Annotated in this window: 18 protein-coding genes; 6 read left to right on the top strand and 12 right to left on the bottom strand. The window is 65.6% G+C overall.

Translation table 11 applies throughout. The features are described from left to right. Positions 1-9: 9 nt before the first annotated feature. Together sodC and metF are read right to left on the bottom strand one after the other, a co-directional pair. On the bottom strand, positions 10-552 hold the full coding sequence (sodC, locus tag B8115_RS03825; protein WP_010626434.1) for a superoxide dismutase family protein: 543 nt from the start codon (positions 550-552) through the stop codon (positions 10-12). An 82-nt stretch (positions 553-634) separates the two neighbouring features. After that, positions 635-1,471: a methylenetetrahydrofolate reductase [NAD(P)H] gene (metF, locus tag B8115_RS03820; RefSeq protein WP_010626433.1), complete on the bottom strand. Its 837-nt coding sequence runs from the start codon at positions 1,469-1,471 to the stop codon at positions 635-637. A 307-nt stretch (positions 1,472-1,778) separates the two neighbouring features. On the opposite strand from metF, the gene B8115_RS03815 reads away from it, so the two are divergent. The 5 genes from B8115_RS03815 (at position 1,779) to B8115_RS03795 (ending at position 4,432) form a co-directional block, all read left to right on the top strand. Beyond that, the gene (locus B8115_RS03815) at positions 1,779-2,090 is read left to right on the top strand and encodes a hypothetical protein (protein WP_010626432.1); all 312 of its coding nucleotides are present in this window, start codon (positions 1,779-1,781) and stop codon (positions 2,088-2,090) included. Between the two features lie 56 nt (positions 2,091-2,146). Then, positions 2,147-2,515, top strand: a complete 369-nt coding sequence (locus B8115_RS03810; protein WP_010626431.1) for a hypothetical protein — start codon at positions 2,147-2,149, stop codon at positions 2,513-2,515. A 92-nt stretch (positions 2,516-2,607) separates the two neighbouring features. Continuing rightward, positions 2,608-3,537, top strand: coding sequence for an AEC family transporter (locus B8115_RS03805; RefSeq protein ID WP_010626430.1), 930 nt, complete (start codon positions 2,608-2,610; stop codon positions 3,535-3,537). Positions 3,538-3,607: 70 nt separating this feature from the next. Beyond that, positions 3,608-3,958 carry a DUF6152 family protein gene (locus B8115_RS03800; RefSeq protein WP_010626429.1) on the top strand — a complete coding sequence of 117 codons (351 nt, stop codon included), beginning with the start codon at positions 3,608-3,610 and terminating at the stop codon, positions 3,956-3,958. Between the two features lie 9 nt (positions 3,959-3,967). Beyond that, positions 3,968-4,432 (top strand): hypothetical protein, encoded by a 465-nt coding sequence (locus B8115_RS03795; protein WP_010626428.1) that lies wholly within the window; start codon positions 3,968-3,970, stop codon positions 4,430-4,432. A gap of 71 nt (positions 4,433-4,503) precedes the next feature. Here B8115_RS03795 and ahcY read toward each other — a convergent pair whose 3' ends face one another. From ahcY to metK, 7 genes are all read right to left on the bottom strand, one after another. Next, a complete protein-coding gene (ahcY, locus tag B8115_RS03790) occupies positions 4,504-5,913 on the bottom strand; it encodes an adenosylhomocysteinase (protein WP_010626427.1) in 1,410 nt (469 codons plus the stop codon). Between the two features lie 202 nt (positions 5,914-6,115). After that, a complete protein-coding gene (locus B8115_RS03785) occupies positions 6,116-7,714 on the bottom strand; it encodes an SLC13 family permease (protein ID WP_010626426.1) in 1,599 nt (532 codons plus the stop codon). A gap of 103 nt (positions 7,715-7,817) precedes the next feature. Further along, a complete protein-coding gene (lpdA, locus tag B8115_RS03780) occupies positions 7,818-9,926 on the bottom strand; it encodes a dihydrolipoyl dehydrogenase (RefSeq protein ID WP_010626425.1) in 2,109 nt (702 codons plus the stop codon). 12 nt (positions 9,927-9,938) lie between these two features. Beyond that, positions 9,939-11,255 (bottom strand): dihydrolipoyllysine-residue acetyltransferase, encoded by a 1,317-nt coding sequence (aceF, locus tag B8115_RS03775; protein ID WP_010626424.1) that lies wholly within the window; start codon positions 11,253-11,255, stop codon positions 9,939-9,941. A gap of 17 nt (positions 11,256-11,272) precedes the next feature. Next, positions 11,273-13,942, bottom strand: a complete 2,670-nt coding sequence (aceE, locus tag B8115_RS03770) for a pyruvate dehydrogenase (acetyl-transferring), homodimeric type (protein ID WP_010626423.1) — start codon at positions 13,940-13,942, stop codon at positions 11,273-11,275. A gap of 52 nt (positions 13,943-13,994) precedes the next feature. Further along, positions 13,995-16,265, bottom strand: coding sequence for an NADP-dependent malic enzyme (locus B8115_RS24120; protein WP_010626422.1), 2,271 nt, complete (start codon positions 16,263-16,265; stop codon positions 13,995-13,997). 548 nt (positions 16,266-16,813) lie between these two features. Further along, complete coding sequence (gene metK, locus B8115_RS03760) at positions 16,814-18,034, bottom strand: methionine adenosyltransferase (RefSeq protein ID WP_010626421.1); 1,221 nt, start codon at positions 18,032-18,034, stop codon at positions 16,814-16,816. A gap of 352 nt (positions 18,035-18,386) precedes the next feature. On the opposite strand from metK, the gene tkt reads away from it, so the two are divergent. Then, positions 18,387-20,378, top strand: coding sequence for a transketolase (gene tkt / locus B8115_RS03755; RefSeq protein WP_010626420.1), 1,992 nt, complete (start codon positions 18,387-18,389; stop codon positions 20,376-20,378). Between the two features lie 117 nt (positions 20,379-20,495). Here tkt and B8115_RS03750 read toward each other — a convergent pair whose 3' ends face one another. The 3 genes from B8115_RS03750 to B8115_RS03740 all read right to left on the bottom strand — a co-directional run bounded on the left by B8115_RS03750 (position 20,496) and on the right by B8115_RS03740 (position 22,562). Beyond that, positions 20,496-21,548, bottom strand: coding sequence for a class I fructose-bisphosphate aldolase (locus B8115_RS03750; protein WP_010626419.1), 1,053 nt, complete (start codon positions 21,546-21,548; stop codon positions 20,496-20,498). Between the two features lie 114 nt (positions 21,549-21,662). Further along, entirely contained in the window at positions 21,663-22,052 is a 390-nt protein-coding gene (locus tag B8115_RS03745) for an Hsp20/alpha crystallin family protein (protein ID WP_010626418.1), read from the bottom strand. Between the two features lie 51 nt (positions 22,053-22,103). Further along, a complete protein-coding gene (locus B8115_RS03740; RefSeq protein WP_010626417.1) occupies positions 22,104-22,562 on the bottom strand; it encodes an Hsp20/alpha crystallin family protein in 459 nt (152 codons plus the stop codon). Positions 22,563-22,708: the final 146 nt, after the last annotated feature.

The raw sequence follows: 22,708 nt of genomic DNA, 5'->3' as shown, positions 1-22,708 counted from the left end.
CGATAGCGCTCAGGACTCGACCACGCCACAGGCCATACGACCGCCGCCGCCGCCATCCTCCGGCTCGTCGGAGTAGGTGTCGCCGCCTTCGTGGATCATCAGGCTGCGGCCCTGCACGTCATCGACGGTGAGCCGCGGCGCCAGCACCGGCAGGTTCGCCTCGCCGTCTTCGTTGACGATCAGCACCGGCAGGTCGCCCAGATGACCGTCACCATAGGGCCCCTGGTGGCTATCGGTCTCCTCGGGATCGTAGTGGCCTCCCGCCTCGCCGGCGGCCGCCATGTTCCCGTCCTCGTCTTCACCCGGCTCGCAGCTGGGATTCTCGTGGACGTGGAAACCGTACACGCCGGGCGGCATCTCGCGCAGGTCGGGGGTTAGCAACAAGCCGTGGTCGGTATCTTCGAGCGTGATGGTACCGATGGAATCCTCGACGCCATCGGCACTCACCCAATTGATCTCGACTTCGTGGCCTTCCTGGGCCTGGGCTTGTCCCATTCCCGCAGCTAGCATCAGGGAGGCGAAAGCGACTCCCGAAAGGTTGGCATGGCGCATCTAGCGACCTCCTGTTCCTGATTCCATGGACATGCAGGAAACAGGCTAGTCGCAGATGCGCCCCAGCGCCAAAGCGATGGACTCAGCCCAGGTTGTCGAGGATGCGCAGGCAGGGCTCCGCCTGGTTGAGGGTGTAGAAGTGCAGGCCGGGCGCACCGCCGTCGAGCAGGCGCTGACAAAGCCGCGACACCACCTCGGTGCCGAAGGCCGCGATGGCCTCGCTGTCGTCACCGTAGGCCTCGAGCTGCTTGCGGATCCAGCGTGGAATCTCGGCGCCGCAGGCATCGGAGAAACGGGCCAGCTTGGTGTAATTGGTGATTGGCATGATGCCGGGCACGATCGGCGCCTCGACGCCCAGCGCCTGGGCGCGCTCGACGAAGTGGAAGTAAGCCTCGGCGGTGAAGAAGTATTGGGTGATGGCGAGATTGGCCCCCGCTTTCACCTTGCGCGCGAAGTTCTCCAAGTCGCGCTCGAAGCTCGGCGCCTGCGGGTGGGATTCCGGATAGGCCGCCACGGCGATCTCGAAGTGGTCGCCGGTTTCCTCGCGGATGAACTCCACCAGCTCGTTGGCATAGCGCAGCTCACCGATGCCGCCCATGCCCGAGGGCAGATCGCCACGCAGTGCCACCAGGCTGTCGATGCCCTCTTCGCGGTACTGAGCGAGCAGGTCACGCAACTGGGCCTTCTCGCTGCCGATGCAGGAAAGGTGCGGCGCGGTGGTGATGCCGGACTCACGCACGCTTCTCACGGTGTTGAGCGTGCGTCCCTGGGTCGAACCGCCGGCGCCATAGGTGACCGAGAAGAAGCGCGGGTCCCGCTCGGCCAGAGCGTCACGCACCCCGATCAGCTTCTCGCGTCCCGCCTCGGTGTTGGGGGGAAAGAACTCGAAACTGATGCCTAGCGGATATGAGCTGCTCATGAAAATCTCTCTGGTTTGCCGGGAGCGATGCGAATTCCTGCATTCTGCCGTTCGGCCGGACGCCTGACCAATGAAAAGTTCCACGCTGCCACATGAGCTTTCATCATATAGAGCCGGACGATTATAACCGTTCGGTCTGAATTGAGGCAGGTGGCAGACGGGCCTCGGCTGCAAAAGCTCAAACTTCGCTAACAAATCTTCGCTCATGTCACGTTGACCCACGCTCGCGAGACAACGACGCTGGGATAAGAGAAAAGGCGACCGGCCCGGTACGGACACCGGGTTACTCACCAATGAGGAGAACCCCATGACACAGGAACTGATCACCGGTACCGCCGTCTTCGACGACGAGGGCAAGCAGGTCGGCAAGGTGGCGGATACCAGTGACGTGGACAAGGTCGGCATCATCACCGAGACGGGCAGCCGCTTCTGGGTACCCAGCGCACTGCTTACCCACCGCGACCAACGTTGGATGCTGGAGCCTGGCTATACCGAGATATCGCCGGCCGAGGCGAAGACGCAGCAGGCGGAGCGTGAGCTGGATGAAGCCAACGCCGAGACCTTCCCGGCCAGCGATCCGCCCTCCTTCACCATGGGAGACGAGGGCAAGGGCGGCTGAACAGACGCCAACAGCGAAGGATAGGGATGCACGGAGCGCAAAGCAGGAGGTTGAACATGGAGAGATCACGCCAAGAGCGCAATGGCGGACAAAGCACGCAGATGAGCGAAAAAGAGCGTGAATCGTTGCGCGAGGGGGCTCGGCGGCTGACTGAGCGCGACGCTCCCGCCGACCACAAGCCCGACGAACACAGCCCCAACGACAGCGCCGGTCACAAAGGCGGGCGCTCACCCGCCCAGGACGACGTCTACCGTCCGGACGCCAACGTCGACGACCAGAAGCACAGCGGCAAGAAGCCCGGTATCGATACGCGGCGCGAGACGACCCCAGTAGGCGGCACCCAGGTCGTGCGCGACAAGACCTCGCACAAGGAGAACATCGACGACCAGGCCGAGCGGGCCAGGTCGAGCCGGCGCAACGGCTGATTTCGCCACCGCTGAGCGGGTCGATCATGCATGGCTGACAGCCGTCTCGCCGACAGGCATCATATCGGCTTTCGGCGATGGAATGGCGAGCGATGATCGACCCCAGTGCCCTGCTGGGCCCCCTCTGGACCCTTCTGGCCTTCGTCGGCCTCGGCTGGCTGGCGGCACGGCGGCTGGCCATCGATCCACGCCCCATCGCCACGCTGCTGATCTACCTGATCGCGCCGGTCACCTTCTTTCGCGGCCTGCTGCTGGGCGGCCCCACGCCCCACTATCTGCTGCTGACCCTGGCGCTGTTCCTGCTGGCAAGCCTGGTCGCCGCTGCCATCAACCCGCTGGCCAAGCGCTTCCTGTCACCACAGGAGGGCGCGGTGCTCGCCTTCTCCTCCGGCACCGGCAACACCGGCTATTTCGGCCTGCCCATCGCCATGATCCTGCTCCCTCCGGAAGGCGTGACGCTGTACCTGTTCTGTCTGCTCGGCGTGACACTCTACGAGTTCACGGTGGGCTTCTACCTCAGCGCCCGCGGCCAGTTCTCGGTGCGTCAGAGCCTGAGCAAGATCGCGCGCCTGCCCTTGATCTATGCCTTTCTCGCCGCGCTGCTGGTAAGCGGGCTCGGCCTGACGCTGCCGGCCGCGCTGATCGACAGCCTGGCGGTGTTTCCCTCCACCTACACCTTGCTCGGCATGATGATCATCGGCATGACCCTGGGCCGAGTCACGATTCGCGAGATCGACTTGCGTTTCATGACCGGCTGCGTGGCGATCCGCTACCTGCTGTGGCCCTGGCTGATGCTGGCGGTGGTGGTGCTGCTGCAGACGCTGATGACGCTGCCCGACGAGCTAGCCCTGGCGCTTCTGCTGATCGGCGTGGTGCCGATGGCGGCCAACGTGGTGGTGGTCGCCATGGAGCTCGGCATCAAGCCAGAAAAGGGCGCCCTGGCGGTACTGGCCACCACTCTGGCCGCCCCGCTGCTGATTCCGCTCTACCTGCCGCTGCTGATGCGCCTGGCCGGCCTGTAGAACGATTGGCCTTGAAGCCCGGCCCGGTAGAGCTAGCCTGAAGCAAGACACCTTCTGGAAGGAGACCATCATGCATCGTCATGCATATTGGGCGCTCGCCATCGTCATGCTGCTTTTCCTCGCCCCCGCCCAGGCCCACCACGGCTGGGTCGGCGGCGAGACCATCGAGATAGAAGGCACCATCACCCAGGTGCGGCTGGGCAATCCCCACGGCGAAGTGCAACTCGACGTGGATGGCGAAACCTGGACGGTCGAGGTCGGCCAGCCCTGGCGCAACGAACGCGCCGGGTTGGAAGAGGGCGACCTCGCCGAAGGCGTGGAGCTGCGCGTCTCGGGCGAACATGCGCGTGAACGTGTGCTCAAGGCCGAGCAGCTGTGGATCGGCGAGGAGCACTACGTGCTCTATCCAGGGCGAATCTGAATTGGTGACGTGGAAGCCCTGCTGACATCGCTCGCCGATACTGCCCTGGCTGAATGGGTGCGGCTCTCACGCTGGGGCTATGCGGCGATCAATGCCCTGCACGTGCTGGGCATCGCCCTGCTGATCGGCGCCATCATTGCCCTTGACCTGCGCCTGCTGGGTTGGCGCAAACGCTTGCCGCTGCAAGAGCTGGGCCGGCTGCTGCAGCCGGTGGCCGTCGCTGGGCTGCTGCTGGCAATGGCCACCGGGGCGCTGCTGTTTCTCGCCGACCCCAGCGGCTATGCCGCCATGCCGCTGTTCCTGCTCAAGCTGGCGCTGATCGCACTGGCCATCGCCAACGCCCTGCTGCTCAACCTGGGGCCGGGTCTGGCACATGCCACGCCCCGACGGCTGCTCGTGGCCGGCCTTCTGTCGCTGCTGCTATGGCCGGCAGTGCTGCTGGCGGGCCGCATGCTTGCCTTCGTCGATGGCTGACCAATGGAAGCGCCGCCCGCAGGCGGCGCTTCGTTCTCCGTTACTTCGCTTTCCGTTGCCTCGCGATACGCTCAATAGCGATAGGCGTCCGGCTTGTACGGCCCCGCCACCGGCACGCCGGTGTACTTGGCCTGCTGCTCGGTCATCTGCGTGAGTACGCCGCCGAAGCCCTCGACCATGTAGCGAGCCACCTCCTCGTCGAGATGGCGCGGCAGCACGGTAACAGCCAGGCCGCCCTCCTTCTCGGCCGGCGGCAGGTCGGCGAAGCGCTGCTGATAGAGGTGGATCTGCGCCAGCACCTGGTTGGCGAAGGAGCCATCCATCACCCGCGAGGGGTGCCCGGTAGCGTTACCCAGGTTGACCAGGCGCCCTTCGGAGAGCAGCAACAGGTAGTCGCTGCTGGCGGGGTCGAAGTGGCCCGGCGTGCTGTCGCGATAGACCTTGTGCACCTGCGGCTTGACCTCCTCCCAGTGCCAGTGGCGGCGCATGAAGGCGGTATCGATCTCGTTGTCGAAGTGGCCGATGTTGCACACCACCGCGCCGGGCTTGAGCGCCTCGAGCATGGCGGCGTCGCAGGCCTCGATGTTGCCGGTGGCGGTGACCACCAGGTCGATGCGCGAGAGCAACTGGCAATCCACGCTCTGCTTGCCGCGATTGATGCCGTCGACATAGGGCGAGACCACTTCATAGCCGTCCATGCACGCCTGCATGGCGCAGATCGGGTCGATCTCGGCGATCTTGACGATCATGCCCTCCTGGCGCAGCGAGGCCGCCGAGCCCTTGCCCACGTCGCCGTAGCCCACCACCAGCGCCTGCTTGCCAGCCAGCAGGTGGTCGAGGCCACGCTTGATGGCGTCGTTGAGCGAGTGGCGACAGCCATACTTGTTGTCATTCTTCGATTTGGTCACGGCGTCGTTGACGTTGATCGCCGGTACCTTGAGCGTACGGTCGCGCAGCATCTCCTGCAGGCGATGCACGCCGGTAGTGGTCTCCTCGGAGATCCCGTGGATGGCATCGAGCAGCTCGGGGCGCTTGTCATGCAGCAGCGCGGTGAGGTCGCCGCCATCGTCGAGCACCATGTTGGGGGTCCAGCCGTCGGGCCCCGCCACGGTCTGCTCGATGCACCACCAGAACTCCTCTTCCGTCTCGCCCTTCCAGGCGAACACCGGGATGCCCGCCGCGGCAATGGCGGCAGCGGCGTGATCCTGAGTCGAGAAGATGTTGCACGACGACCAGCGCACCGACGCCCCCAGGTCGATCAGGGTTTCGATCAGCACCGCGGTCTGGATGGTCATGTGAATGCAGCCGGCGATGCGCGCCCCGGCCAGCGGCCGTTCGTTGCGATACTTGGCGCGAATCTTCATCAGCGCCGGCATCTCGGTCTCGGCGATGCGGATCTCGCGCCGTCCCCAGTCGGCCAGGCTGATATCGGCGACCTTGAAGTCCTGCGCGGTCGCGGCGGAAACGGCGGGCTGGTTCATGCGTCACCTCTCTCGAGCGGAAAACGGTGCCCCTCACTATAGGCAGGGAACGCCGGCAGCGACAATCAACGCTCGCCTTCCCCTCGCTCATCGATACACTCGAACGGCACCGGAGGCGCCGCACGAAGCGGGGTGGCGGTCCGCTGGAGCCCAACCCGGCAAGAGCCCCAAGAGCCCGTCACGGTGCCACCCCCAGAGGGGATCAGAACTGCAGGCCCAGCGCAAAGCCGCCGAGCAGATAGCAGAACAGCGTGATCAACACGATCCCGACGATGTTGAGGACGACCCCACCCCGGGCCATCTGACCGATGCTGACCGCGCCGGTGCCGAACACGATAGCATTGGGTGGCGTGCCGACCGGCAGCATGAAGGCGCAGGTCGCGGCGAAGGCCGCCGGGATCAGCAGCGTCATCGAGTCGGTGCCGATGCCCACCGCCACACCGCCGAGCACGGGGATGAAGGTCGCGGCCGTGGCCGTGTTGCTGGTCACTTCCGTGAGGAACAGCACGATGGTGGCCACGGCAGCCACCAGCAGCAGGATTGGCAGCACGCCCAGTCCAGTGATCTGCTGACCGAACCAGCTGTCCAGGCCAGTGCCTGCCACGGCGCCGGCAAGGCTCAAGCCGCCGCCGAACAGCAGCAGCACCCCCCAGGGCAGCCCATCCTCGGCATCCTTCCAGTTCAGCACCATCTCGTTGCGACCTCGCGCCGGCAGCACGAACAGCGCAATCCCGGCGGCAACGGCGATGGCGGTATCGTCGAGATTACCCAGCGGCCCCAGCCACTGCCCCACCCCCGGGATGTTGCCGAGAACACCGGGCACCACCCACAGGAACGCCGCCGAGCCGAACACCAGCAGTACCATCTTCTCGCCCTGGGTGAGCGAGCCGAGCTTGCGGACCTCCCCTTCGATCATCTCCTGGCCGCCGGGAATCTCCTCGACCTTGAACGGGTAGAGCACCCGGGTCATCAGTACCCAGCCAACCAGGATGAAGGTGAAGGCCAGCGGCACGCCGAGCATCATCCAGTCGAGAAAACCGATATTGCGGCCCAGCTCGTCGGCGGCGTAGCCGGCGACGATGGCGTTGGGCGGGCTGCCGAGCAGGGTGCCGAGGCCACCCATGCTGGCCGACCAGGCGATGGCCAGCAGCAGGCAGAGGCCGAAGCGCTTGATGTTCTCGTCGGCGATGAAGTCGACGTGACCGGCCCGGTGATGGTCGTGGCCGGCGCTGACCGTCTCGGTGGATTCACCGCTGCGTTCCGCCACCAGGGCCAGCACGGAGAGCCCGATCGGCAGCATCATCAGGGTCGTCGCGGTGTTGGAGACCCACATCGACAGGAACCCCGTGGCAAGCATCATGCCGAGCACGATCCGGTGCGGCGAGACCCCGACCCGGGCCAGGGTCAGCAGCGCGATGCGCCGGTGCAGGTTCCACTTCTCCATGGCGATGGCGATCAGGAAGCCACCGAGGAACAAAAACACGATAGAGCTGGCGTAGGGCGCCGTGGCCTGGGCCACGGTACGCTCCGTCAGCATCGGGATCAGCACGATCGGCAGCAGGGCGGTGGCCGAGAGCGGGATAGCCTCGGTCATCCACCATACCGCCATCAGGGCGCCGATCGTCGCCACCCAGCGCGCATCCGGCGACAGCCCTTCGGCCTGGCCCATGGCGAGCCAGACGATCAGTGCCACCAGCAACCCGAAGGCGCGTAGCCCCCATATCAATCTGGCGGAACGCCCGCCGGCCTCTTCGCCTCCCGGCGCCTCGCCCTGTGTCTGCTCGTGGGGTTGCTTGTCCATTTGTCGGTCTCTCCATTACTTGCTTTACAGTCCTGGTCAGCGAGCGGCGGCCTGCCGGACCTCCATATGTTGGCTCCGACAGCAGCCGCCCGCTGGTGTTCGCCTATCGCTTCTTCTGCGGTGGCAGATCGGTACACACCCCCTCGAACAGTTCGGCGGCCATACCGACCGACTCACCCAGGGTCGGGTGAGGATGGATGGTCTTGCCGATGTCGACCGGGTCGCAGCCCATCTCGATGGCCAGGCACAGCTCGCTGATCAGATCCCCCGCCTGGGTACCGACGATGGCGCCGCCGATGATGCGATGGGTCTCCTCGTCGAAGATCAGCTTGGTGAACCCTTCGTCACGACCGTTGGCGATGGCCCGACCGGAGGCGGCCCAGGGGAAGACCGCCTTGCCGTACTTGATGCCCTCGGCCTTGCACTCGGCCTCGGTCTTGCCGGCCCAGGCGACTTCCGGGTCGGTGTAGGCCACCGAGGGTATCTGCCGGGCATCGAAGAAGCTCTTGTGGCCGGCAGCGGCCTCCGCCGCGACATGCGCCTCGTGCACCGCCTTGTGAGCCAGCATCGGCTGACCGACGATGTCGCCGATGGCGAAGATGTGCCCGACGTTGGTCCGCATCTGTTTGTCGGTGGCGATGAAACCACGTTCGTCGACCGCCACGCCAGCGTTCTCGGCACCGATCTTGTGGCCGTTGGGGCTGCGACCGACCGCTTGCAGAATCATGTCGTACAGCTGCGGTTCGGCGGGAGCGCCCTCGCCCTCGAAGCTGACCTTGAGGCCGTTCTTCTGCGCCTTCACGGCGGTGGTTCGGGTCTTGAGCATCACCTTGTCGAAGCGCGGCTGATTGACCTTCTCCCACACCTTGACCAGGTCGCGGTCGGCGCCGGCCATCAGCCCGTCGAGCATCTCGACCACGTCGATGCGCGTGCCCAGGGTGGAGTAAACCGTAGCCATCTCCAGGCCGATGATGCCGCCGCCGATGACCAGCATGCGCTTGGGAATGGTGGTCAGCTTCAGCGCCCCGGTGGAATCGACCACCCGAGGGTCGTCGGGGATGAAAGGCAGTTTCACCGACTGCGAACCGGCGGCGATGATGCACTTGTCGAACTTGATCACCTGCTTGGCGCCGGTCGGCTCCTGGCCGTCGCCATCGGTCAGGGCGACTTCCAGGTGATGCGGGTCGAGGAAGGTGCCGACCCCGCGCACGACCTCGACCTTGCGCGCCTTGGCCATGCCGGCCAGCCCCCCGGTGAGCTTGCCGACGACCTTCTCCTTCCAGCCGCGCAGCTTGTCGAGATCGATCTTCGGCTTGCCGAAGGCGATGCCATGATCGGCCATGGCGTTGGCCGCATCGGTGACCGCCGCCACATGCAGCAGCGCCTTGGAGGGGATACAGCCGACGTTCAGACACACCCCGCCGAGGCTGCCATAGCGTTCCACCAGCACGGTCTTCATTCCCAGATCGGCGGCCCGGAAGGCGGCCGAGTAGCCGCCCGGCCCGGCACCGAGCACCAGCATCTCGCACTCGAGATCGGCGCCGCCGGCATAGCTGGCCGCCGTGGGGGCGGGCACGGCCGCCGGCGGCTCCGCTGCCTGTGCGGCCGCAGGTGTGGCTGCGTGGGCCGCCCCTTCCGCCTCCAGCATCAGGATCGGCGTGCCTTGCGAAACCCTGTCGCCCACCGCCACCAGCACCTCGGCGACCCTGCCGGCCTTGGGCGCTGGCACGTCCATAGAGGCCTTGTCGGACTCCAGGGTGATCAGCGAATCCTCGGCGCGGATCGTATCGCCGGGGCGTACCAGCACCTCGATCACCGGGACGTCATCGAAATCGCCGATGTCCGGCACCCGCACCTCTTCCAGCCCGCCGCCGCCATAACCACCGCCGGCATCGCCGGGCGCCGGTGAACCGACCCCTTGCTCATGCACTACCGGCTGCGGTTCGCGGTCCATCACCCGGGAGCCCGTCTCGGCCGGCTCCAGCATCAGGATGAGCGAGCCCTCGGAGACCGTGTCGCCCTCCTTGACCTTGAGCGCTGCGACCGTACCCGACACCGGGGAGGGCACGTCCATGGAGGCCTTGTCGGTCTCCAGGGTGATCAGCGGGGTTTCGATGTCGATGGCATCGCCCGGCTTGACCAGCACCTCGATGATCTCGACGTCCTTGAAATCGCCGATATCGGGCACCTTGACTTCGATTGCATTGGCCATGTCGTCGACTCCTCACATAATGATGCGCCGCATGTCGGCGAGCAGGTTGGCGAAATGGACGTTGAAGCGGGCCGCGGCGGCGCCGTCGATCACCCGGTGATCCCAGGAGAGCGACAGCGGCAGCATGTAGCGCCACTCCGAGTGCTTGCCGTCCGGCGAGACCTGCTTCCAGAAGGAGCGACACACGCCCATGATGGCCACCTCGGGGGCGTTGATGATGGGCGTGAAATAGAGCCCGCCGATGCCGCCGAGGGAGGAGATGGTGAAACAGCCGCCCTGCATCTGATCGGGCTTGAGCTTGCCGTCGCGGGCCAGCTTGGCCAGCGCCCCCATTTCCTGGGCGATCTCGACCACGCCCTTCTTGTCCGCGTCACGGATCACCGGCACCACCAGGCCGTTGGGCGTATCGGCGGCGAAGCCGATATGGTAGTAGCGCTTGAGGATCAGCTGGTCGCCGTCCAGCGAGGCATTGAACTCGGGGAACTGCTTCAAGGTGGCGACCGCGGCCTTGATCATGAACGCCAGCATGCTGACCTTGGCGCCCGACTTCTCGTTGTCCTTGTTGAACTGCACCCGGAAGGCTTCAAGTTCGGTGATATCGGCCTCGTCGTGGTTGGTGACATGGGGAATCTGCACCCAGTTGCGGTGCAGGTTGGCGCCGGAGATCTTCTTGATACGCGACAGCGGCTGGGTCTCCACCGGGCCGAACTTGCTGAAGTCCACCTGGGGCCAGGGCAGCAGATCCAGCCCCCCGCCGCCGGCTGGAGCGCCGGTTGAAGTGCTAGCCGCCGCCGAGGCACCGCCCCCAGAGAAGTTGTGGACAGCGAAGTTGCGGATGTCCTCCTGAGTCACCCTCCCCTTGAGGCCGGTCGCCGGCACGCGGGTCAGGTCCACCTCCAGCTCGCGTGCCAGGCGGCGCGCAGAGGGGCTGGCATGAACCCTGCTGAAATCCGCGATCGGACCGCTCGGCGCTGCGGTAGCGGTCGCCGTAGATGAAGCAGCCGGAGCAGCGGCCGCTGCCGCTGGCTGCCCTTCGCTGCCGCCGGGCGCCGCTGGCTTTTCATCCGCCCCGCTCGGTGCCGCCGCCCCCGCTTCGCTCTCCAGCAGCAGCACCAGGCTGCCCTCGGAGACCGTGTCGCCGAGCTTGACCTTGAGCTCCTTGACCGTGCCCGCCGCTGGCGCCGGCACATCCATCGACGCCTTGTCCGATTCCACGGTGATCAGCGGGTCCTCGACCTGGATCGTGTCGCCGGCCTGGACGTGGATTTCGATGATCGGGACATCGGTGTAATCGCCGATGTCCGGTACCTTGATCTCTTGAATGGCCACTGTTGTTCTCCTTCGGCTCAGGCGTACAGGGGGTTGGGCTTTTCGGGGTCGATGCCGTACTTGGCGATGGCATCGCGCACCTTGGCGCTCTTGAGCTTGCCCTCGTCGACCAGGGCCTGCAGCGCGGTCAGGACGACGTAGTGCCGATCCACCTCGAAATGGCGGCGCAGCGCCTCGCGGCTGTCGGAACGACCGAAGCCGTCGGTACCCAGCACCTCGTAGCGCCGCGGCACGAAAGGCCGGATCTGTTCGGCGAACATGCGGATGTAGTCGGTCGAGGCGATCACCGGCCCTTCGGTGCCTTCCAGGCACTGCTCGACATAGCTCTTGCGCGGTGTCTCGCCGGGGTGCAGCCGGTTCCAGCGCTTGACCGCATGGCCGTCGCGGGCCAGCTCGTTGAAGCTCGGGCAGCTCCAGACGTCGGCCGCTACGCCCCAGTCGTCGCGCAGCAGCTCCACCGCGGCAATCACCTCGTTGAGGAGGCTGCCGCAGCCCAGCAGCTGCACCCGCGGCGCCTTGGCCTTGCCCTCGGCCTGGCTGAACCGGTACATGCCCTTGATGATGCCCTCTTCGGCGCCTTCGGGCAGAGCCGGATGGTGGTAGTTCTCGTTCATAGTGGTGATGTAGTAGAAGACGTCCTGCTGCTCTTCGTACATGCGCTTGAGGCCATCGCGCACGATCACCGCCACTTCGTAGTGGAAGGTCGGGTCATAGGCCATGCAATTGGGGATGAACTGGGCGAACAGCTGGCTGTGGCCGTCCTGGTGCTGCAGCCCTTCGCCGTTGAGGGTGGTGCGCCCCGAGGTGCCGCCGATCAGGAACCCCCGCGCCAGCATGTCGCCGGCCGCCCAGGCCAGGTCGCCGACGCGCTGGAAGCCGAACATGGAGTAGTAGATGTAGAACGGGATCATGGTGACCCCGTGGTTGCTGTACGAGGTGGCGGCGGCGATCCACGACGACATGGCCCCGTCCTCGTTGATGCCCTCCTGCAGGATCTGCCCCTTCTGGTCCTCGCGGTAAGGCATGATCTCCTCGGCGTCCATGGGCACGTATTTCTGCCCTTCCGGCGCGTAGATGCCGATCTGCCGGAACATGCCTTCCATGCCGAAGGTGCGCGACTCGTCGGCAACGATCGGGGTCAACCGCGGCCCCAGGGTCTTGTCCCGGGCCAGGGAGACCATGATGCGCACCATGGCCATGGTGGTGGACATGGTGCGCTCGCCGGTGTCCGCCAGCACCTGCTTGAACATCTCCAGAGGCGGCGCCTCGAGCCGGTCGCCGTTGCGCTGACGCTGGGGCAGGTAGCCTCCCAGGGCCTGGCGCTGAGCGTGCAGGAACTGCATCTCGGCGCTCTCTTCCGGCGGCTTGATGAAGGCTGCCGCGGTGACCTGTTCGTCGCTGAAGGGCAGATCGAAGCGCTTCTGGAAGTAGCGCAGGTTGTCCTCACCCAGCTTCTTCTTCTGGTGGGTGATGTTCTGGCCCTCGCCGCCCTCGCCCATACCGTAGCCCTTGACGGTCTTCATCAGCAGCACCGAGGGCTTGTCCTTGGTGTTGACCGCGGCGTGATAGGCGGCGTAGACCTTCTGCGGGTCGTGGCCGCCGCGGATCAGCTTGTAGTAGATGTCGTCGTCCGACAGGTGAGCGACCATCTCCTTGAGCTCCGGGTACTTGCCGAAGAAGTGCTCGCGGATGTAGCCGCCGCCCTTGACCTTGAAGTTCTGGTACTCGCCGTCGACGCACTCCTCCATGCGCTTGCGCAGCAGGCCCTGGGTGTCCTTGGCCAGCAGCTCGTCCCAGCCCGAGCCCCACAGGCACTTGATGACGTTCCAGCCCGCCCCGCGGAAGTTGCCCTCCAGCTCCTGGACGATCTTGCCGTTGCCCCGCACTGGACCGTCCAGGCGCTGCAGGTTGCAGTTGATCACGAAGATCAGATTGTCCAGCTTCTCGCGGCTGGCCAGGGCGATGGCCCCCTGGGACTGGGGCTCGTCCATCTCGCCGTCGCCGAGGAAGGCCCACACCTTGCGCCCCTCGGTGTCGGCCAGCCCGCGGTTCTGGAGATACTTCATGAAGCGGGCCTGATAGATGGCCATGATCGGCCCCAGTCCCATGGAGACGGTGGAAACCTGCCAGAAGTCCGGCATCAGGTAAGGATGGGGGTAGGAGGAGATTCCCTTGCCGTCCACCTCCAGGCGGAAGTTCTCCAGCTGCTCCTCGGAGAGCCGCCCTTCCAGGAACGCCCGCGCATAGATGCCCGGAGCGCAATGGCCCTGCACGTAGATGATGTCACCGCCGTGGCCGTCGCTGGGGGCCTGCCAGAAATGGTTGAAACCCACCTCGTACATCACTGCCGAAGACTGGTAGCTGGCGATATGCCCGCCGGGTTCGGCGGGTTTCTTGTTGGCGCGTACGACCATGGCCATGGCGTTCCAGCGCAGATAGGCGATCAGCCGCTGCAGCAGGGCCGCGTCGCCGGGCAGCTTGGCCTCCTTGTGGGGCGGGATGGTGTTCACATAGGGCGTGCGGGTGGTGTCCGGCGCCTCGGCCCCGGTGCGGTAGGCCTCCTCCACCGCCTTGTGCAGCAGGTAGGTGGCCCGCTCGGGGCCCACCCGTTCCACCACCACGTCGACGGCTTCCTGCCACTCCCGGGTTTCCTGGGGATCGAAGTCGTTGTAATCATCGAAAGCCATGGGGCGTCTCCCTTGATCGTTGGCTCGGGCTTGTTGTTGTTGGTGTTCGCTGTCAGCGATGGGTCTGCGCCTCGACCACGGCGAAAGCGCTCATGTTGGCGATGCCCCTTGCGGTCACCGTGCGGTTGAGCACATGCACCGGCTTGGCGGCCCCCAGCAGGATGGGCCCCACCGGCACGCCGTTGCCCAGCACCTTCAGCGCGGTGAAGGCGATGTTTGCCGCGTCCAGGTTGGGCATGATCAGCAGGTTGGCCTCACCCTCGAGCAGCGAATCGGGCAGGATGCGTCCGCGTACGCCCATGGAGAGCGCCGAGTCGGCCTGCATCTCGCCATCCACCACCAGCTCCGGATCGCGTTCGCGGATCAGCGCCAGCGCTTCACGCATCTTCACCGCGCTGGCGAAGTCGGAGCTGCCGAAGTTGGAGTGGGAGACCAGGGCGGCCCGGGGGGTGATGCCGAAACGTCGCACCTGCTCCGCGGCCAGCAGGGTGATCTCGGCGATCTGGCTGGCGTCGGGGTCGTAGTTGACGAAGGGGTCGGCAATGAACAGCGTGGCCCGCTCGAGGATCAGCAGCTGCAGGGCGGCAGGCGTGCTGACGCCCTCGCGCAGGCCGATGACGTCCAGCACCAGATCCAGGTGCTCGTGGTAGGTGCCCACGGGGCCGGCGATCACGGCATCCACCTCGCCCCGGCGCAGCAGCAGCGAGGCCAGGATGGTGGAGCGGCTGCGCACGCGCTTCTCGGCGGCCTCGGGATGCACGCCACGCCGTCCCATCAGCTGGTGGTACTCGCTGGCCAGGGTGGAGCAGTCGGGATAGTCCCGCGCGTCGATCAGCTCGAAATCGACGCCGGCCCTCACCGGCAGGCCCAGCTCTTCGATGCGCGCCTCGATGACCTTACGGCGGCCGATCAGCACGGGCTTGGCATAGTGCTGGCTGACGCAGACCTCCATGGCACGCAGGACGCGCTCGTCCTCGCCTTCGGCGTAGAGCAGGCGCAGCGGGTTCTGCCGAGCCCGCTCGAACACCGGCTCCATCACGTTGCCGGAGCGGTATACCAGCCGCGACAACGAGCGGGCATAGGCCTTCAGGTCGGCGATGGGTCGGGTGGCTACACCGCTGTCCATGGCGGCCTTGGCCACTGCCGGCGGGATGGTGTCGATCAGACGCGGGTCGAAGGGTTTGGGCAGGATGTAGTCCGGGCCAAAGGTCAACGCCTGGCCGCCATAGGCCACCGCCACCGTTTCCGGCACCGTGGTGGTCGCCATGTCGGCGATGGCCTTGACGGTGGCCAGCTTCATCTCCTCGTTGATCGTGGTGGCGCCGCAGTCCAGCGCTCCGCGGAAGATGAACGGGAAGCACAGCACGTTGTTGACCTGGTTGGGGTAGTCCGAGCGCCCGGTGGCGATCACCGCATCCGGGCGTATCGCCTTGGCCTCTTCCGGCATGATCTCCGGGATGGGATTGGCCATGGCCAGGATCAGCGGGCGGTCGGCCATGGTGGCCACCATCTCCGGCTTGAGCGCGCCCCCGGCCGAGAGACCGAAGAACACGTCGGCCCCCTCGATGGCATCGGCCAGAGTGCGGGCCTCGGTGGCCACCGCGTAACGCGCCTTGTAGGGATCCATGTCGTCGGTGCGCTCGGTGTGGACCACGCCGCTGCGGTCGCAGACCAGGATGTTCTCCGGGCGTACCCCCAGGGAGACCGCCAGGTCCAGACAGGCCAGGGCCGCAGAGCCCGCGCCGTTGCACACCAGGCGGATATCCCCGAGCTCCTTGCCCACCACCCGCAGGCCGTTGAGCAGGGCGGCCCCCGCCACGATGGCGGTACCGTGCTGGTCGTCGTGAAAGACCGGGATCTTCATCCGCTCGCGCAGACGACGCTCGATCTCGAAGCACTCCGGTGCCTTGATGTCCTCCAGGTTGATGCCGCCGAAGGTCGCCTCCAGGCCGGCGATGATCTCGATCAGCTTGTCCGGGTCGCGCTCCTCAATCTCGATATCGAACACGTCCACGTCAGCGAACTTCTTGAACAGTACGGCCTTGCCTTCCATGACCGGCTTGGAGGCCAGAGCGCCGATGGCCCCCAGCCCCAGAACCGCCGTGCCATTGCTGACCACGGCTACTAGGTTGCCGCGGGCGGTGTACTCGGCGGCCTGGAGAGGGTCGCGCTCTATCTCCTCGCAGGCTGCGGCCACACCGGGAGAATAGGCCAGGGACAGATCCCGCTGGCTGGCCATCGGCTTGGTCGCCTGGATCGCCAGCTTGCCGGGGCGGGGAAACCGATGGTATTGCAAGGCGCTGTCGCGCAAATCGTCTGCCATGTGCTTCGCCTCTTCTCGCTTTCACACTTCGCGGCGATAGAGGAGTCGATGATCGCGTTGCCGATCGCCTTCTCGAACTGTTGCCAGGCCGGTTCCGCTGGCCACACCACAATTCCCTCTACGCCGCACTCAGCTCGTCATGTCGTGCCCACTTGTCATTGTAGGAGCCGCGCGTCTCATGGGGCGCAGTCTGCATTCAGCAACCAATGCGCCTAAATGAGTGAAAGAAAAGGCTTTCAATCGCTTAGCGAACCGCTATGCGACTTTGGTCGCAGCAACGACGACTCAGGTTTGGCTGGATATGTGCACAATCGGCGAATTCGGCATACGAAGTTCCGCACAGCAACGCAAGCGACTGCCTTACCTACGAATTATCCTCGCGAAAGGAACCGGCAGCGGTAGCAGGCGCACCATGCCTCGTGCGCATTCCCGCACAGGCAGCCTGCGCCCCGGCCCCTTGTGCCCCCGTCCCTCGTGTTCCCCACCATAGCAGCAGGCCCCGCACGGCGAAGCCGGCGGGGCCTGTCATTTCGAGCTTGGGCGAGTGCTTACAAACCGGCGGCCTGACGCAGTGCCGCGGCACGATCGGTGCGCTCCCAGGGGAAGGCGGTGAAGGTCTCGGTGTGCTCCTGGCCCTTGGTGTCCTTCCAGTGGTAGCTGGTCTCGAAGGGCTCGCGACCGAAGTGGCCGTAGGCCGCGGTGAGCTGATACATCGGGTGCAGCAGATCGAGCATGCGGGTGATGGCAAAGGGGCGCAGATCGAAGTGCTCGCGCGTCAGCTCGATGATGCGCGCCTCGTCCACCTTGGCCGTGCCGAAAGTGTTGATCGACACCGAGGTGGGCTCGGCTACGCCGATGGCGTAGGAGACCTGGATCTCACAGCGGTCGGCGAGCCCGGCGGCAACGATGTTCTTGGCCACGTAGCGCCCGGCGTAGGCGGCGCTGCGGTCGACCTTGGAGGGGTCCTTCCCGGAGAAGGCACCGCCGCCGTGGCGCGCCATGCCGCCGTAGGTATCGACGATGATCTTGCGCCCGGTGAGGCCACAGTCGCCTACCGGGCCGCCGATGACGAACTTGCCGGTAGGGTTGATGTGGTACTTGGTCGACTCGGTCAGCCACTCCGCCGGGATCACCTCCTCGATGATCTCGCGCTTGACCATGCGCCGCAGCTCCTCCTGATCGATCTCCGGCGCGTGCTGGGTCGAGAGCACCACCGCCTCGACCCCGCAGGGCATTCCCGCCTCATCGTAGCGGAAGGTGACCTGGCTCTTGGCATCCGGGCGCAGCCAAGGCAGCAGGCCGTGCTTGCGCAGCTCGGCCTGACGTTCCACCAGGCGATGGGCGTAGTGGATCGGCGCCGGCATGTAGGTGTCGGTCTCGTTGGTGGCGTAGCCGAACATCAGGCCCTGATCGCCCGCCCCCTGATCCTCCGGCTTGCTGCGATCCACGCCCTGGGCGATGTCCACGCTCTGCTTGCCGATCAGGTTGAGCACGCCGCAGGTCTCACCGTCGAAACCGACCTCGGAGGAGGTATAGCCGATCTCGATGATCACCTTGCGCACCAGCTCTTCCAGGTCGACCCAGGCCGAAGTGGTGATCTCGCCGGCGACGATGGCCACCCCGGTCTTGACCAGCGTCTCGCAGGCCACCCGGGCATGCTTGTCGCGGGCAATGATGGCGTCCAGCACCGCATCGGAGATCTGATCGGCGATCTTGTCCGGATGTCCCTCGGAGACGGATTCGGAGGTGAACAGGGAATATTCGCTCATGCGTGTCGACCCTTCTATGTATCGGCAAGCTTTAATATCGATAAGCTTTAGTATGGCAAGCGCTAGTATCGGCAAGGCGCGGCGGTGCGTCGAAGCAGGGTGACGACACCTCATGCTGCATGATGCCTGGCTTCCTGCCTGGCGAGCCTGCAGCGCTGTGAGCACCCGAGTTTACATGCTGCCACCCGGGCTGGCACCCGTCATTTGATGACCGGCGGCAAGTCGGCGACAATAGGCGGCCGAATTCGACCGCGCCGTGCCTTCCTGCGGCGCCCAGCCAGAACGCTATCGGCAGGCCCGGCAGGCCGCCGTTGACTTGCCCCATTCTGCCGCAGGCGAGGAGCTTACCCAAATGCCATCCCGTTTCGAACTGGCCAACGCCATTCGCGCCCTGTCCATGGATGCCGTCCAGAAGGCGAAATCCGGCCATCCCGGCGCGCCCATGGGCATGGCCGACATCGCCGAAGTGCTGTGGAACGACTACCTCAAGCACAACCCCGACGACCCGAAATGGCCCGACCGCGACCGCTTCGTGCTCTCCAACGGTCACGGCTCGATGCTGCTCTACTCGCTGCTGCACCTGACCGGCTACGATCTGGAGCTCGAGCAGCTGCGCAACTTCCGCCAGCTGCACTCCAAGACCGCCGGCCACCCCGAGTTCGGCTACGCCCCGGGCGTGGAGACCACCACCGGCCCGCTGGGCCAGGGCCTGGCCAATGCCGTGGGCATGGCCATCGCCGAGAAGACCCTGGCTGCACAGTTCAACCGCCCCGGCCACACCATCGTCGACCACCAGACCTACTGTTTCGCCGGTGACGGCTGCATGATGGAAGGCATCTCCCACGAGGTCTGCTCGCTGGCCGGCACCCTGGGCCTGGGCAAGCTCACGGTGTTCTACGATGACAACGGCATCTCCATCGACGGCGAGGTCGAGGGCTGGTTCACCGACGACACCGCCAAGCGCTTCGAGGCCTACGGCTGGCACGTGGTGCCCAACGTCGACGGTCACAATCCCGAAGAGATCAAGGCCGCCATCGAACTGGCCCGCAGCCACGAGGAGAAGCCGAGCCTGATCATCTGCAAGACGGTGATCGGCTTCGGCGCGCCCAACAAGCAGGGCAAGGAGGAGTGCCACGGCGCTCCGCTGGGCGACGAGGAAGTGGCCGCCGCGCGCAAGCAGCTCGACTGGCCCCATGCGCCGTTCCACATTCCCGAGCCCGTCTATCAGGGCTGGGACGCCCGCGAGCGCGGCAAGTCGCAGCAGGAAGACTGGCAGACCCGCTTCGCCCGCTACCGTGACGAGCACCCCGAGCTGGCCAAGGAGTTCAGCCGTCGCAACCAGTGCAAGCTGCCGACGGAGATCACCAGCGAAGCCTTCATCGAGAAGATGCAGCAGAAGGGCGAGACCATCGCCACGCGCAAGGCCTCGCTGTTGTGCCTCAACGAGCTCGGCCCGCAACTGCCCGAACTGCTCGGCGGCAGCGCCGACCTGGCGCCTTCCAATCTGACCTTCTGGAGCGGCGCCAAGCCGATCTCCCGCGAGAACCCGGGCGGCAACTACCTGCACTACGGTGTACGCGAGTTCGGCATGGGCGCGATCATGAACGGCATCGTGTTGCACGGTGGCTTCATCCCCTACGGCGCTACCTTCCTGATCTTCATGGAGTACATGCGCAACTCGGTGCGCATGGCGGCGCTGATGGGCAAGCGCGCCATCTACGTCTTCACCCACGACTCCATCGGCCTGGGCGAGGATGGCCCCACCCACCAGCCGATCGAGCAGCTGACCAGCCTGCGCAGCACGCCCAATCTGAGCACCTGGCGCCCCTGCGACGCGGTGGAGACTGCCGCCGCCTGGGACGCCGCGATCAAGCGCAACTCCGGTCCCACCGCGCTGGTGCTGTCGCGCCAGAACCTGCCGCACCAGGAGCGCAGCAAGCAGCAGCTGGCCGAGATCCAGCGCGGCGCTTATGTGCTGAAAGAGAGTCAGGGCGCCCCCGAGCTGATCCTGATCGCCACCGGCTCCGAAGTGGCGCTGGCCATGGCGGCCGCCGCCGAGCTGGAGGGCCAGGGCCGCGCTGTGCGTGTGGTCTCCATGCCCTCGGCCTACCGCTTCGACGGCCAGGACGCCGAGTACCGCGAGAAGGTGCTGCCGCGTGCGGTGACCAAGCGCATCGCCATCGAGGCCGGCCACGCCGACTACTGGTACAAGTATGTGGGCCTCGACGGCCGCGTGATCGGCATGACCACCTACGGCGAGTCCGCCCCGGCGGATGATCTGTTCAAGCACTTCGGCTTCACCAAGGAGAACGTGGTGAATCAGGCCAAGGAACTGCTGGGCTGAGGGCTTGCCCTAGCGGTAGCTAGTAGCATGTCGCTAATAGCATGAAGAAAGGGCATGACCGGCGGTCATGCCCTTTTTGCTTTGGCTGTTTGCCTGAGAGTGCTTGCTTGAGGGTACTCAGGCCACCGTCACGCTCTGGTCGAGATAGACGTCCTGAATGGCGTGCAGCAGCTCGACCCCCTCGCTCATGGGCTTCTGGAACGCCTTGCGTCCGGAGATCAGGCCCATGCCGCCGGCGCGCTTGTTGATCACCGCAGTGCGCACCGCCTCGCCCAGGTCTGAGTGGCCCTTGGAGCCGCCGCCGGAGTTGATCAGCCCGGCACGGCCCATGTAGCAGCAGGCCACCTGATAGCGAGCCAGGTCGATGGGGTGCTCCGAGGTCAGCTCGCTGTAGACCTTGGCGTGAGTGTGGCCGAAGCCGATGTCCTGATAACCGCCGTTGGTCTCGGGCAGCTTCTGCTTGACGATGTCGGCCTTGAGGGTCGCCGCCAAGTGGTTGGCCTGGCCGGTGAGATCCGCCGCCACGTGGTAGTCCTTGCCCTCGTGCTTGAAGCCAGGGTTGCGCAGGTAGGCCCACAGCACCGTGGCCATGCCCAGCTGGTGAGCACGCTCGAAGGCCTCGCTGATCTCCATGATCTGGCGACGGCTCTCGGGGGAGCCGAAATAGATGGTCGCCCCTACCGCCACGCAGCCCATGTCGTGGGCCTGCTCCACTTCGGCGAACAGGGTCTGGTCGTACATCGCCGGGTAGCTCAGCGTCTCGTTGTGGTTGAGCTTGAGCATCATCGGAATACGATGGGCGTAGCGCCGCGCCACCGACGAGAGCACGCCCAGGGTGGAGGCCACACCGTTGCAGCCGCCCTCGATGGCCAGCTCGACGATGTTGGCCGGGTCGAAGTAGCGCGGGTTGGGGGCGAACGAGGCGCCCGCCGAGTGCTCGATGCCCTGGTCCACCGGCAGCAGGCTGAGGTAGCCGGTGCCGGCCAGGCGACCGTGGCCGAACATCGCCTGCAGGCTGCGCATCACCGCCGGGCTGCGGTCGCTGTCGGCGACGACCCGGCTGACGAAATCCGGCCCCGGCAAGTGCAACTGTTCGCGGGGAAAGCCACGGCAACGGTGATCCAGCAGGTATTCGGCGTCGTCACCCAGCAGTTGGGTAATGTCGGTCATGTCTTCCTCTCCATGGTGTCGTGAATCGCTATTCCCAGCGTAGTGAAAACCGTACCGAGCGTTGCCCCTGCTTGCAAACGGAAGCGCCCTTTCACAAGGAAAGGGTGCTTCGCATCATGCAGCCTGTATCTCTATGCGTCGGCTCCTGTGCCTCTCCTTCCTCGGCAATCGCAGATGGAGCACGCCGTTTTCCAGGCGCGCCTCAATGGCAGCGGTATCGATCTCGTGGCTGAGCGTGAAGCGCCGCTCGTAGCGCTGCGCCTGAGCTTCGGCATAAGTGGCCGACAGGCCCTCGGGCATGTCGATGCGAATCTCGCCTTCGATGCTGAGCAGATTGCCATCGACCTCCACGTTCAGCCCCTCGGGAGTGACCCCTGGCATGTCGGCAACCACGAACAGCGCATCGTTCTCCTCATAGATATCCACGGGTGGCCGCATTGCCCGGCTACGCCGCTCGCGCGCCGGCACACTGGCCTGCGCCTCATGACGAGTGACTTCATTCATGTTCATCACCTCCAATGCACTGACTTGACGCAATCGTGACATCGAAGCGACTCATGCCGCCTGGACATCGATGCGACGCGGCTTGAGCTCCTCTCGCTTGGGCAGATGGATCTCGAACACCCCGTCATGACAGCGCGCCTCGGCACGCTCCACGTCGATGCCGTCGGGCAGGCTGATGGAGCGCACGAATTCGCCGTCGAAGCGCTCACGACGGAAGCAAGGCCGCTTGCGATCGCCCGCTTTCTCTCCCGGCAGGGCATCGCGCCGCCCGCGCAGGGTCAGCACGTTATCCTGCACGCTGATGTCGAGATCCTCCCGGGCCAGGCCGGCGGCGAGCACGTACACGCGAACGGCATCGTCGGTGCGTCCGACGTTGATCATCGGGAAGCTGCCGCGGGGCACCGAGCGGATGTCCGCGGCACCCTCCTGGAAGATCTCATCGAGCCACGGGCGGAACCAGTCGAGGCCCGAGCCGATGCCATTATCGAAACGCTTGAGATCTCCGAACATATCGAACACCTCCTACGCTTGGCAGATCGTTGACAGGTAAGGTCATCTAGACACGACACATAGGCCGAAACCTGCTGTGCCGTATCGTTTCAATAGGGTCTCGGCGCCCTTTTTCAAGAGCTGCGACAGGCCTGATCTGGCCAAGC

It is taken from the genome of Halomonas sp. KM-1, assembly GCF_000246875.1.
Classification (GTDB): Bacteria; Pseudomonadota; Gammaproteobacteria; order Pseudomonadales; family Halomonadaceae; genus Halomonas; species Halomonas aerodenitrificans.
The sequence above is the reverse complement of the archived record's forward strand: the minus strand, read 5'-3'. Positions and strand labels throughout refer to the sequence as shown.